The sequence below is a fragment of the Citrobacter europaeus genome, from assembly GCF_037482245.1.
Lineage (GTDB): Bacteria > Pseudomonadota > Gammaproteobacteria > Enterobacterales > Enterobacteriaceae > Citrobacter > Citrobacter europaeus.
In genome coordinates this window covers 3,251,341-3,264,995 of sequence record NZ_CP148084.1, presented here as the reverse complement: position 1 = coordinate 3,264,995, position 13,655 = coordinate 3,251,341, and the positions used below count along the sequence as shown (strand labels likewise).

Here is a 13,655-nt window from a genome sequence, read left to right as displayed (position 1 = left end):
AAAAATTTACGGAACTATTGATGAGAGTTTGGTGTCTTTATGTGTCTGACAGGCATCTTTCCATTCAAACTAACGTTTCGCTACCGTCAAAGTGCTACAAAGATAAAGATTTAGTTTCAAAAAGAAAAAATGTGTAACTAAATGTTATTTTTGTGCAACTTTGTGAACAACTTCAAACTTCAGATGTCTCTGCGCTAAAAATCACCGCTTCTATTTCTATTTATATGATTTTCTTATGTTTAATTTAGATAACCCCCATTTTTCTCTGATCTGACAGGAAGTTTCTGTTTTACAGATGGCTATTTTTGGACGTCCGGAGCGCCGTGCAAATGGTTAGAAAATGTACTATTTAGTCAGAAAATGCTAATCCACAATAAAAATACTGATTATTTTTTGTTCAAATGTGTTGCGGTGAAATATTACGTAACAGGAAGGGAGAAGAGGAAGGGTTGTGTTTAACGCGGGAGGGGGATCCCAAAATGTGATGTGGCTATAAAAAAGGCCAGCAATGCTGGCCTTTGTTTCTAAATGCAGGTTTAGAACGTAGCGTTACGCGGGGTGCGCGGGAACGGAATAACATCACGGACGTTCTGTACGCCGGTAACGTAAGCGATCAGACGCTCGAAGCCCAAACCGAAGCCGGAATGTGGCACGGTACCGTAGCGACGCAGGTCGCGATACCACCAGTAATCTTCTTTGTTCAGACCCATCTCCAGCATACGGGCATCCAGTACGTCCAGACGCTCTTCACGCTGAGAACCACCGATGATTTCACCGATTCCCGGAGCCAGTACGTCCATTGCTGCAACGGTTTTACCGTCTTCGTTAAGGCGCATATAAAACGCTTTGATATCTTTCGGGTAGTTTTTAACCACCACCGGCGCTTTAAAATGCTCTTCAGCAAGGTAACGTTCGTGTTCAGAAGACAAGTCCACACCCCAGTAAACTGGGTTTTCAAACTGTTTGCCGCATTTTTCCAGGATGCTAACCGCGTCGGTGTAATCCACCTGAGCGAAGTCTGCGTCAATGAAACGTTCCAGGCGCGAAATCGCGTCTTTGTCGACACGTTCAGCGAAGAATTTCATGTCATCTGCACGCTCTGCCAGTACGGCTTTAAACGCGTACTTCAGCATCGCTTCAGCCAGAGCTGCAACATCGTTCAGGTCGGCGAAAGCCACTTCTGGCTCCAGCATCCAGAACTCTGCCAGGTGACGGCTGGTGTTAGAGTTTTCTGCACGGAACGTCGGACCAAAGGTATAAATTTTGGACAGGGCGCAGGCATAGGTTTCGCCGTTTAACTGACCGGAAACGGTCAGGAAGGCTTCTTTACCAAAGAAGTCTTTATCGAAGTCGACTTTGCCCTGATCGTTACGCGGCAGGTTTTCCAGATCCAGCGTAGACACTCGGAACATTTCACCGGCACCTTCCGTATCGGAAGCGGTGATCAACGGAGTCGATACCCAAAAGAAACCCTGCTCGTGGAAGAAACGATGCAGAGCTTGCGCCAGCGTATGGCGTACACGCGCGACTGCACCAATCATGTTGGTACGCGGACGCATGTGCGCCACTTCACGCAGATACTCAATGCTGTGACGCTTAGCTGCCATTGGGTAGGTGTCAGGATCTTCAACCCAGCCCGTTACTTCAACCTCAGTGGCCTGAATTTCAAAGCTCTGTCCTTGTCCAGGTGATGCAACGACTTTACCCGTTACGATAACTGAACAACCCGTCGTCAGGCGCAGTACGTCCTGATTGTAATTGGGCAGAGAATTATTGATGACGGCCTGTACAGGATCAAAGCAGGAACCGTCATAAACGGCGAGGAAGGAGATGCCAGCTTTTGAATCTCGGCGGGTACGCACCCATCCGCGCACGGTGACTTCGCTGTCAACGGCTACGCGGCCCTGGAGTACGTCGGCTACAGGCACAACGCTCATAATATTCTCTCTGTTAATAGTCGGATATATAAACACATGTCCACCCGTAATGGGGGGATACCTATGTTACCTGGCATCTGCAATCAGACAAGCAGAATTCGTAGCTGGAGTGAAAGATTTCGGAAATAAACGCGAATAAGGGAGCCAAAATGGCTCCCTGGAAGGCTTAACTGGCTTTTTTGATATGCGGGAGATCGAAGGCTTTGCGCAGTGCGCGAACAAACGCTTTATCATGGCAGATGGTTTTACCCGGGCTGTCAGATAACTTCGCTACTGGTTTGCCGTTACACTCCACCAGTTTGATAACGATATTGAGCGGCTTAACCTGGGGAATATCGCAGGTTAGTCGTGTCCCAATGCCAAAACTCAACTGCACGCGAGAAGAGAAGTGGCGGTATAGCTCAATCGCTTTTTTCAGATCGAGATTATCTGAAAACACCAGCGTTTTGCTCAGCGGATCAATACCCAGTTTTTCATAATGGGCGATGGCTTTTTCACCCCATTCCACCGGGTCGCCAGAGTCATGGCGTAAACCCTGATAGCGGGTAGCGAACTCAACGCCAAAGTCGCGTAAAAACGCGTCCATGGTGATGCAGTCGGTCAATGCAATGCCGAGTTGGTCAGGATATTCATTTAACCATGCGGCCAGCGCAACGCGCTGGCTGGTGGCAAGCTCAGGGCTGATTTGCTGATGAGCCTGGAACCACTCATGCGCCTGCGTACCCATTGGGGTTAATGACAGGCGGCGGGCCAGATCGTAGTTACTGGTGCCGACAAACCAGGACTCTTGCTGCAGGCGTTTAACGATAGCTTGCTGCACTTCGCGCGAAAAACGACGGCGCGTACCGAAATCCATCAGATGGAAGCGAGACATATCGACATCTTTCGTTAAAGCAGAGAATTCTACTAGTTTGCTTTCCAGCTCATCGAGTGCCTGCGGGACGCCTGATTCAGGTGAACGGTAACGGTGTACCAGCTCACTAATCACCGCCAACAGCGGGACTTCCCACATGATCACTTCACGCCACGGACCGGTTAAGCGGATGTTTAGCTTACCGTTATCATTAGTGACGCAAACCTGTTCCGGGTTATAGCGGAAATCACGTAACCAGGTGAGGTAATCAGCTTTAAAGAAAGGCAGGCCGGAGAGCCACTGGTACTCGTCCTCCTGCAGTCGCAGGTGTTGCATAGCATTCACCTGCTCACGAATAGAATCGGCATAAATACCGAGCAGGTCATCGCCACGGCAACGAAATTCAGCCGCTACTTGTACATCATAGTAGTGGTGAAAAACGGCTTGCTGCATATGCAACTTATAAGCGTCTGTATCCAGCAGCGAGTGCAGAACAGGAGAAGCGAATTGTGTCATAGGTGCGCAGTAGCATCCTCTCACGGGAGCGTTTAGTACAATAAACAACTAAGAAAACCGCTGGAGTATACCCTGTTTAGCGATTTATTGAACCCCGATCACACCATAAGCTGTCTTTCTGGTCGAGGGCATTTCGTGCCGCGTGTTATAAAAATGTAGCAAAAAGGGTGTTTGTGCCTGAAAAGATGAACATTCTGCGTAGCGCGATTTACGCAACAGGAATAGACTGAAGCCGAGACTCTACCAAAGATGCTAAAGGTTTTTTATGACACAACAGCCACAAGCCAAATACCGTCACGACTATCGTGCGCCGGATTACCAGATTACTGATATTGACTTGACCTTTGACCTGGATGCTGAAAAAACCGTGGTCACCGCAGTGAGCCAGGCTGTCCGTCATGGCGCGCCTGATGCGCCTCTGCGCCTGAATGGCGAAGATCTGACTCTGGTGTCGATCCACGTGAACGACGAGCCGTGGACAGAGTATAAAGAAGAAGAGGGCGCTCTGGTCATCAGTCAACTGCCGGAACGTTTTACGCTGCGTATCGTGAATGAAATTAGCCCAGCGGCCAATACCGCGCTGGAAGGACTGTACAAGTCCGGCGACGCGCTGTGCACCCAGTGTGAAGCGGAAGGTTTCCGTCATATTACCTGGTATCTCGACAGGCCTGATGTCCTGGCGCGTTTTACCACCAAAATTATCGCCGATAAAACCCAATATCCGTTCCTGCTCTCCAACGGTAACCGCGTGGCGCAGGGGGAACTGGAAAATGGTCGTCACTGGGTACAGTGGCAGGATCCGTTCCCGAAACCGTGCTATCTGTTTGCGCTGGTAGCCGGCGATTTCGACGTTCTTCGCGACACCTTTACTACCCGTTCTGGGCGTGAAGTAGCGCTGGAACTGTACGTCGATCGCGGCAACCTTGACCGCGCGCCGTGGGCGATGACCTCGCTGAAAAACTCCATGAAATGGGATGAAGAGCGCTTTGGCCTCGAGTATGACCTCGATATCTATATGATTGTCGCCGTGGATTTCTTCAACATGGGCGCGATGGAGAATAAAGGTCTGAACATCTTTAACTCCAAATATGTGCTGGCACGTACCGATACCGCCACCGACAAAGACTACCTCGATATTGAGCGCGTCATCGGTCATGAGTATTTCCACAACTGGACCGGCAACCGCGTGACCTGTCGCGACTGGTTCCAGTTGAGCCTGAAAGAAGGGTTAACCGTGTTCCGCGATCAGGAGTTCAGTTCCGATCTCGGCTCACGTGCGGTAAACCGGATCAGCAATGTGCGTACCATGCGTGGCCTGCAGTTTGCCGAGGATGCCAGCCCAATGGCGCATCCTATCCGTCCGGATATGGTCATCGAAATGAACAACTTCTATACCCTGACCGTGTACGAAAAGGGCGCTGAAGTGATTCGTATGATCCACACCCTGCTGGGTGAGGCTAATTTCCAGAAAGGGATGCAACTGTACTTTGAGCGTCACGACGGCAGTGCTGCCACCTGTGATGATTTCGTGCAGGCGATGGAAGATGCGTCCAACGTCGATCTCTCGCATTTCCGCCGCTGGTACAGTCAGTCCGGTACGCCGATTCTGACCGTGCGTGATGACTACAATCCGTCAACTGAGCAGTACACGCTGACTATCAGCCAGCGCACGCCGGCCACGCCGGATCAGGCCGAAAAACAGCCGCTGCATATTCCTTTCGCCCTTGAGTTGTATGACAACGAAGGGAAAGTGATCCCGCTACAAAAAGGCGGGCATCCGGTGAATTCCGTACTCAACGTCACTCAGGCAGAGCAGACGTTTGTCTTTGATAACGTCTACTTTCAGCCGGTTCCGGCGCTGCTGTGCGAATTCTCCGCGCCGGTCAAACTGGAATACAAATGGAGCGATCAGCAACTGACCTTCCTGATGCGTCATGCGCGTAACGATTTCTCTCGTTGGGACGCGGCGCAAAGCCTGCTGGCGACCTATATTAAGCTTAACGTTGCCCGGCATCAGCAGGGCCAGCCGCTGTCGCTGCCGGTACACGTGGCCGATGCATTCCGCTCAATTCTGCTGGATGAGAAAATCGATCCGGCGCTGGCGGCAGAGATCCTGACGCTGCCTTCAGTAAATGAAATTGCAGAACTGTTCGACATCATCGATCCGGTGGCGATAACCGAAGTACGCGAAGCGTTAACCCGCACGCTGGCAGCCGAGCTGGCGGATGAATTCCTCGCCATCTATAACGCTAATCATCTTGATGAGTACCGCGTTGAGCATGCCGATATTGGCAAGCGTACGCTGCGTAACGCCTGCCTGCGTTTCCTGGCCTTTGGCGAAACCCATCTGGCTGACACGCTGGTAAGCAAGCAGTACCGCGAAGCCAACAACATGACCGATGCGCTGGCGGCGCTGTCGGCGGCAGTGGCGGCACAACTGCCTTGTCGCGACGCGCTAATGCAGGAGTATGACGATAAGTGGCACCATGACGGCCTGGTGATGGACAAATGGTTTATCCTGCAATCCACAAGCCCGGCGAGAAACGTGCTGGAAACGGTTCGTGGCCTGCTGAAGCATCGCTCTTTCAGTATGAGTAACCCGAACCGAATCCGTTCTCTGATCGGTGCCTTTGCGGGTAGCAACCCGGCGGCATTCCATGCGGAAGATGGTAGCGGCTATCAGTTCCTGGTCGACATGCTGACTGAACTCAATAGCCGTAACCCTCAGGTGGCATCACGTCTGATTGAGCCGCTGATTCGCTTAAAACGTTATGATGCAAAACGTCAGGCGAAGATGCGTGCGGCGCTGGAACAACTGAAAGGTCTGGAGAATCTCTCCGGCGATCTGTATGAGAAGATTGACAAAGCGTTAGCCTGAAACGTTGACCTGTAGTTTAGTAGGCCGGATAAGGCGGTAACGCCGCCATCCGGCAAAAGGCCCGGTAAGCGCTACCGGGCCTTGTTTTCTGAGTGTTTATCCATGTCGACGGATCGGTTGTTCCGTCTCGCCGCGTTTCATGACCCGGTTCAACACTTCCGCTTCCAGCTCGGCTAACCGCACCGATCCCAAACGGCGGGGGCGCTGAATATCCACCGTCAGATCCAGCCCGATTTTTCCATCCTCAATCAGCAATACGCGATCGGCCATTGCCACCGCTTCGCTGACGTCATGAGTGACCAACAGAACGGTAAAGCCGTGCTCTTGCCATAAAGAAACAATCAGATCCTGCATTTCAAGGCGGGTTAGGGCATCCAGAGCGCCGAGGGGTTCGTCCAGCAGCAGCAAACCGGGGCGATGAATTAATGCCCGCGCCAGGGCCACACGCTGTTTTTGTCCACCGGACAGCGCAGCCGGCCATTCGCGAGCACGACTCTCCAACCCAACTGCGGCCAGCGCATCTCGGGCCGCATCGCGCCACTGACCTTTCAGACCCAGGCCCACATTATCGATAACCGTCTTCCATGGCAGCAGGCGCGCATCCTGAAACATCATTCGCGTATCATCCTGAATATCCGCCAGTGGGGTGGTTCCGGCAAGTAATGCGCCTGAGGAGGGGGACTCCAGTCCAGCCAGCAGACGCAGCAACGTGCTTTTACCACCGCCGCTGCGGCCAACCACGGCAACGAATTGCCCGGCCGGAATGTGCAAATTTAACTGATTGAGCACCGTATTGGCGGCGTATTGTTTCGTCACGGCGCTCAGCAACAGCGGCGTGCCCTGGTTCAAGCGAGCGGTATTCATACGGTAACCTCCTTCACATGGTAAGCCGGGTTCCAGCGCAGCCAGATTCGCTCCAGCAATTGGGCGCTGACGTCGGCCAATTTGCCGAGCAGGGCGTAGAGAATAATGGCCACCACGACCACATCGGTTTGCAGAAATTCGCGGGCGTTCATCGCCAGGTAACCGATACCGGCATTGGCTGAAATGGTTTCTGCGACGATAAGCGTCAGCCACATCAGTCCGAGAGCAAAACGTACGCCGACCATAATTGAGGGCAGGGCTCCTGGGAGGATCACATGAAGGAACAGTGAAAAGCCGGACAACCCATAGCTGCGCGCCATTTCTACCAGCCCACGATCGATATTACGGATCCCATGCCAGGTGTTAATGTAAATCGGGAACAGCGTGCCCAGGGCGACGAGAAAGATCTTGGCGGATTCATCAATACCGAACCACAAAATTACCAGCGGGATCAGCGCCAGATGCGGTACGTTACGTAGCATCTGCACCGAAGTATCCAGCAGACGTTCTCCCCAACGCGAAAGACCGCTGATCAGTCCCAGCGTCAGGCCAATCGATCCACCGATGGAGAATCCGATCAGCGCGCGCCATGAGCTGATTGCCAGATGCTGCCAAAGCTCGCCGCTGGCGGAAAGCGTCCAGAAGGCTTCGACAACGCCCTCCGGTGAGGGCAGGATGCGGGTGGACAGCCAGCCCATTGATGATGCGAGCTGCCAGAGCGCCACCATACCTACCGGTAAAAACCAGGGCGCGAGGCGCAATAACCACCTGTTTTTCGGCGTTGTCATTCGCAGCTCCTTAGCTTTGCGCGACTTTGCGCGGGATAAATTCGTTTGCCACCGCTTCGCCTTGTTGTTGCAGGCGTTGTGGCTGCGGAAGTTCTGGTATAGCGACATCCAGGTGAGGGAACAGCAGCTCGCCAACCTTGTATGCCTCTTCCAGATGCGGATACCCGGACAACACAAAGCTGTCGATTCCCAGTGCGGCATACTCGTTGATACGCGCCGCGACGGTAGGACCATCTCCGACCAGCGCGGTACCCGCGCCACCGCGAACCAGTCCAACACCTGCCCACAGATTCGGGCTAATTTCCAGTTTGTCGCGTTTACCGTTGTGCAGTGCCGCCATTCGCTGCTGACCAACTGAATCCGTTCTTGAGAAGGCGGCCTGGGCTTTGGCAATGGTGTCGTCATCCAGATGGGCTATCAGACGATCCGCTGCCTGCCATGCCTCTTGCGTTGTCTCCCGTACGATCACATGCAGACGAATACCAAAGCGGATCTTGCGCCCGAGCGCCCCCGCTTTGGCTCGCACCTGTTCAATCTTCGCTTTCACCTGCTCAGGGGGCTCGCCCCAGGTCAGATAGAGATCAACCTGCTCGGCAGCAAGGTCTTGTGCGACATCAGACGAGCCGCCGAAATAAAGCGGTGGCCGGGGTTGTTGTACGGGAGGGAAAAACAGCTTCGCGCCGCGAACATGAATATGTTTGCCGTTGAAATCCACCGTTTCACCTTGCAGCAGTCGCCGCCAGACCTTAGTAAATTCAGCAGAGGCTTCATAGCGCTCGGTGTGATCGAGGAACACACCGTCACCAGCCAGTTCCTGTGGATCGCTACCGGTCACCAGGTTAAATAACGCCCGGCCGTTTGAAAGTCTGTCGAGCGTAGCAGCCTGACGCGCGGCGACCGTCGGCGAGGTTACGCTTGGACGCAACGCGACCAGGAACTTTAATCGCTGGGTGACCGGGATCATCGAGGCGGCGACCAGCCAGGCATCTTCGCAGGAGCGACCGGTTGGGATGAGAACACCGGTAAATCCCAGGCGATCGGCCGTTTGTGCAATTTGTTGCAGATATCCGTAATCGACCGGGCGCGAACCTTCTTCTGTCCCCAGATAATGGCCGTCACCGTGGGTGGGTAAAAACCAGAACATGTTCAGACTCATAATTTTTCTCCTGCCTGTTGAGTGGGTTGCCAGATACGCTGGCGAATATCGATTTTTTTCGGCAGCAACCGGTTGTCATAAAACAGATCGGCGGTTTGTTGTTGCAGAGCGGCAACAGAAGCGCTGACGGGCGTGATAGTGGTTGGCGGGCGGTGATCCAGATAAGACGCAATGACCGGCTCGGGCAGGCCCATGGTTTTAGCCAGCAGGGAAATGCTTTGTTGGCGCTGGCTGAGGGTTAACGCATCGGCCTGGCTAAAGGTATCCAGCACGCCAAGTACAAAAGCACCATTTTTCTCGGCATAAGGACGTGCTGCGAGATAAAACGAACCGGTCTGTTTGAGGTCTGAACCGTCTTTTAGCACGCGTACATCGCCTTGCAGTAATGCGGCGGAATAGTAGGGATCCCAGATAGCCCACGCATCCACGTTTCCTTGCTGGAAGGCCGCTCGCGCATCTGCAGGAGTCAGATAAGTCGGCTGAATATCGGTAAATTTCAACCCGGCTTGTTGCAGCGCACGGAGCAGTAAATTGTGGGCGCTGGAACCTTTCTGAAAGGCGACTTTATGTCCTTTAAGCTGCTCGACGCTCTGGATCGGGCTATTTTTCGGCACCAGAATTACTTCGGCTTTTGGTTTAGGCGGTTCAACGCCCACGTAAACCAGATCGGCTCCGGCGGCCTGGGCGAAAATCGGCGGAATGTCACCGGTACTGCCGAGATCGATACTGCCGATATTGAGTGCTTCCAGCATTTGCGGCCCAGCCGGGAATTCAACCCACGAGATTTTGGTCTGCGGGTAGCGTTTCTCCAGTAGCTGATGGCTTTTAGCCAGCACCATACTGACGCTTCCTTTTTGATAACCAATGCGCAGGGCATCGGGGGCCGATTCTGCGGCATGCCCCAGGGTTGACAGTGACAACAGCCCGGTCAGCGCCAGCCAGGACGTGTGACGCTTGAGAAGATCAAGCATGGGCGGCACCTCGCAGGGTGTTCAGTTGAGGGAGTTGGATATCGCGACGATGCAACGCCAGCCAGAAGGTGTCGAGCGCACTGTCCAGACGCTGCTGCAGGTTGGGCGTAAACTGCGGTTTATGTTGATAATCGATGACCTGCGAATCATCGGCAAACACGCCGTGCAGGATCTCCTGAGCTTTTAACGCGCTCAGGACCGGTTTCAGGGCGTAATCGACGGCCAGTAAATGCGCTACGCTGCCGCCGGTCGCCAGCGGCAAAACCACTTTTCCTTCCAGCGCCCGCTCGGGGAGCAAATCGAGCAGCGTTTTCAGTGCGCCAGAGTAAGCGGCTTTATAGACCGGGGTTGCGACAATCAGCCCGTCAGCATCCTGCAGTTGTTCGATAAATGTCTTTAACGCCGGACTGTCGAAACGGGCATAGATCAGGTCTTCCGGGGTAAAGTTGTGCAGATTCCAGTGAAAGATTTCGACATCCTGATCGTTTAGTTTTTCTCGGGCATATTCCAGTAACGCACTGGAGCGAGAAGGAAAGCGAGGGCTCCCCGCCAGAGTGATGACGCGCATAATTTCATTCTCCCCTTATAACCAATTGTTTGCTTTTAATTAACATTGATAACAATTTATGCAGTCTGGCAGAGAGGCTTTGTTTATCGAAATGATTTATACGGGATAGAAAAGTTGGAAATTGAATAAAAAGGCAGGGGCGAGGAAAACGATTGCTATTTATTGCCGCAGGTCAATTCCCTTTTTGCTCGCGATCGCACATAATACGCCCCCGGTTTGCACACCGGGAATCCAGGAGAGTTCATGTACTACCCCTTCGTTCGTAAAGCCCTTTTTCAGCTCGATCCAGAGCGCGCCCATGAATTGACATTCCAGCAATTACGTCGCATTACCGGCACGCCGCTCGAAGCGCTTGTCCGCCAGAAAGTACCCGCAAAACCGGTTACCTGTATGGGGCTGACGTTTAAAAATCCACTCGGGCTTGCTGCCGGACTGGATAAAGACGGGGAGTGCATTGACGCACTCGGCGCGATGGGATTTGGCTCCATTGAGATTGGTACCGTGACGCCGCGGCCTCAGCCGGGTAACGATAAACCGCGTCTGTTCCGTCTGGTCGATGCGGAAGGTTTGATCAACCGCATGGGGTTTAATAACCTGGGGGTTGATAACCTGGTTGAGAACGTTAAAAAATCGCATTTTGACGGTATTCTGGGGATTAATATTGGTAAGAATAAAGATACTCCGGTAGAGAATGGCAAAGATGACTATCTGATTTGTATGGAAAAAGTCTATGCTTACGCCGGTTATATCGCGATTAATATCTCTTCACCAAATACGCCGGGATTACGTACACTGCAATACGGCGAGGCGCTGGACGATCTCCTGACGGCAATTAAAAATAAGCAAAATGATCTGCAAGCGATCCACCATAAATATGTTCCGGTGGCGGTAAAGATCGCGCCGGATCTTTCTCTGGAAGAACTGATCCAGGTTGCTGACAGTTTAGTTCGTCATAATATTGATGGCGTAATTGCAACTAACACTACTCTCGATCGTTCTCTCGTTCAGGGAATGAAAAATTGCGATCAAATGGGGGGCCTGAGCGGTCGACCATTGCAATTAAAAAGTACAGAAATTATTCGCCAGCTGTCTCAGGAATTAAAAGGTCAACTGCCGATTATTGGTGTTGGCGGTATCGACTCGGTGATTGCCGCGCGTGAGAAAATAGCTGCCGGTGCAACCCTCGTTCAGATTTATTCAGGCTTTATTTTTAAAGGCCCACCGTTGATTAAAGAAATCGTCGCCAATATCTGAATGCTACCTTAATCACAATCCAGGGCTTTATTTCTGGCCCTGGTTGTTTTATATTCCTTTACTGTTGCTTATTTAAACATTCTGAGCTTTTATTATTAGGGCAATAAACGAAGCGGCAAAAGGATACTGTCGTAACGGCGATGATTAAGGAAAGGAGAGAAACTGATGCGAATTAAACCCGACGATAACTGGCGCTGGTATTATGATGAAGAGCACGATCGTATGATGCTCGATTTAGCCAATGGCATGTTATTCCGTTCGCGTTTTGCTCGTAAAATGCTCACTCCTGATGCATTTTCTCCGTCGGGTTTTTGTGTCGATGACGCCGCGCTTTATTTTTCCTTTGAAGAAAAATGTCGCTACCTTGATTTAGCCAAAGAGCAAAAAGCGGAACTGGTGCTTAATGCGCTGGTGGCGATTCGTTACCTTAAACCGCAAATGCCAAAAAGCTGGCACTTTGTCGCACACGGTATTAACTGGTCGCCGGTCGTGGGTGACGCTGCCTGTGTTGATTTAAGCGATACCGATGAACAGGTAAACCTGTTAGTGGTTGAGCCGGGGGAAAACGCCGCGCTTTGTCTGCTTGCACAACCTGGTGTGGTTATTGCCGGGCGTACAATGCAACTTGGCGACGCGATTAAAATAATGAATGACAGACTGAAACCGCAGGTTATTGCCGACAGTTTCAGCCTTGAACAGGCGGTTTAACTCTCCAGCCTGATTGTCGTTTTGGGAACGCAACTGCAGCACAGAATCGTCCCGTCATCACCAATAGCTGATTTTTTCAGTGGACTAACTTCGCCTTCCAGCAGTCGAATTCGACAGCATCCGCAAATTCCAGCCCGGCATGAATAGGGAACCCGGATACCCTGGTTTTCAAGCTGTTCAAGCAATACCTGCTGATTATTTCCGCGAAAAGTCTGTCCCTGCCAGTCAATAAGCACGGTGGCATCAGGCTGTTGTTGCTTTACAGTATCGTCTGATTCAGCCGCGCCATACGCTTTCGCAGGACCAGTAGCCAAAATTTCTACTTCATCGCCTACGCGAATAACACCACTGTTGCGCGCGATAAGATTCTGGCCGAAATCAACGTCGCCGTTATCTACCGCAGTTCGGAAGGTTTGCAGCGTGGCGAGCGGTTCACCGGACGGATGTTTCAGGCCTTTTTCTGGGCTAACTGTCGTGAAAATGCAGCGGCTACAGGGTTTTGCCACATCAAAAATGACCTCGCCAATGCGAATCACTTTCCAGGTATCTTCTTCCCAGGCGTCAGCCCCCGAAACTACCAGATTGGGGCGAAATTGTTCCATTTTGACGCTTGCCGGACATCGCTGTTGCAGATCGCGCAGAGATGCTTCGTTGGCCAGCAGGTAGGGATAGCCATCGGCGAAGGACAAAGGAATATCCGCGTGACGCTTCACCCGGCGCGTCAGCTGCTGACCGACCCAGCGTAGTTGTACGTCACGGGAGAAAAAGCCGCTAAGCCACTGGTTGATAGCCGCTGGCGCAATACGCGCGGTAAAATGGTTTCCCCATACTTCTGTCGGCGCATCCTGGGTCGCGAAGTCGGCAAATCGCACGAGCGCGCTACTGCCGTCTGGGGCCGTAAGATGCAACCCATCGTGGAAAGGGGAAGGCGTAAAGCGGACCATTTGTGGGAACTGTCGGGCGGTAATGAACGTCCCGTCAGTCTCGGTAATCATAAATATACGATCAAAGGCAAGACCGCTAACGTCTGCCAGGGCGTGCGTGAGTCCAATTCCACGCATTGATTTAACCGGATGAATAAAAAGTCGGGTCAACGTTACCACTGCACAGCCCCTTGAACGAAAATAAGCCTTCAACTTTATGACATACAGCCCATATTAGC

General features: G+C 52.3%; 11 protein-coding genes. 3 read left to right on the top strand and 8 right to left on the bottom strand.

From position 1 onward, the window contains the following. Positions 1-536: 536 nt before the first annotated feature. Positions 537-1,937, bottom strand: a complete 1,401-nt coding sequence (gene asnS, locus WHR59_RS15490; RefSeq protein WP_043015773.1) for an asparagine--tRNA ligase — start codon at positions 1,935-1,937, stop codon at positions 537-539. A 166-nt stretch (positions 1,938-2,103) separates the two neighbouring features. Beyond that, the gene (gene pncB, locus WHR59_RS15485; protein WP_043015774.1) at positions 2,104-3,306 is read right to left on the bottom strand and encodes a nicotinate phosphoribosyltransferase; all 1,203 of its coding nucleotides are present in this window, start codon (positions 3,304-3,306) and stop codon (positions 2,104-2,106) included. Positions 3,307-3,571: 265 nt separating this feature from the next. On the opposite strand from pncB, the gene pepN reads away from it, so the two are divergent. Next, on the top strand, positions 3,572-6,184 hold the full coding sequence (gene pepN, locus WHR59_RS15480; RefSeq protein WP_338843274.1) for an aminopeptidase N: 2,613 nt from the start codon (positions 3,572-3,574) through the stop codon (positions 6,182-6,184). 96 nt (positions 6,185-6,280) lie between these two features. Here pepN and ssuB read toward each other — a convergent pair whose 3' ends face one another. From ssuB to ssuE, 5 genes are read right to left on the bottom strand one after another with little or no spacing between them, the layout of a single operon-like run. Beyond that, the gene (gene ssuB, locus WHR59_RS15475) at positions 6,281-7,048 is read right to left on the bottom strand and encodes an aliphatic sulfonates ABC transporter ATP-binding protein (RefSeq protein WP_043015776.1); all 768 of its coding nucleotides are present in this window, start codon (positions 7,046-7,048) and stop codon (positions 6,281-6,283) included. After that, a complete protein-coding gene (ssuC, locus tag WHR59_RS15470) occupies positions 7,045-7,836 on the bottom strand; it encodes an aliphatic sulfonate ABC transporter permease SsuC (protein ID WP_043015777.1) in 792 nt (263 codons plus the stop codon). The genes ssuB and ssuC overlap by 4 nt, the downstream gene beginning before the upstream one ends. A gap of 10 nt (positions 7,837-7,846) precedes the next feature. After that, positions 7,847-8,992: an FMNH2-dependent alkanesulfonate monooxygenase gene (ssuD, locus tag WHR59_RS15465; RefSeq protein WP_043015778.1), complete on the bottom strand. Its 1,146-nt coding sequence runs from the start codon at positions 8,990-8,992 to the stop codon at positions 7,847-7,849. Further along, positions 8,989-9,963: a sulfonate ABC transporter substrate-binding protein gene (locus WHR59_RS15460; RefSeq protein ID WP_043015779.1), complete on the bottom strand. Its 975-nt coding sequence runs from the start codon at positions 9,961-9,963 to the stop codon at positions 8,989-8,991. The genes ssuD and WHR59_RS15460 overlap by 4 nt, the downstream gene beginning before the upstream one ends. Then, positions 9,956-10,531, bottom strand: a complete 576-nt coding sequence (ssuE, locus tag WHR59_RS15455) for an NADPH-dependent FMN reductase (protein ID WP_043015780.1) — start codon at positions 10,529-10,531, stop codon at positions 9,956-9,958. The genes WHR59_RS15460 and ssuE overlap by 8 nt, the downstream gene beginning before the upstream one ends. 243 nt (positions 10,532-10,774) lie before the next feature. Between ssuE and pyrD the strand changes: the two genes are divergently transcribed. Continuing rightward, positions 10,775-11,785, top strand: a complete 1,011-nt coding sequence (gene pyrD, locus WHR59_RS15450; RefSeq protein WP_043015781.1) for a quinone-dependent dihydroorotate dehydrogenase — start codon at positions 10,775-10,777, stop codon at positions 11,783-11,785. 165 nt (positions 11,786-11,950) lie between these two features. Beyond that, a complete protein-coding gene (zapC, locus tag WHR59_RS15445; protein ID WP_016152473.1) occupies positions 11,951-12,493 on the top strand; it encodes a cell division protein ZapC in 543 nt (180 codons plus the stop codon). Here the strand turns inward: zapC and WHR59_RS15440 are convergent. Beyond that, entirely contained in the window at positions 12,490-13,596 is a 1,107-nt protein-coding gene (locus tag WHR59_RS15440) for a YcbX family protein (protein ID WP_075144920.1), read from the bottom strand. The two genes, zapC and WHR59_RS15440, sit on opposite strands and share 4 nt — an antisense overlap. Positions 13,597-13,655: the final 59 nt, after the last annotated feature.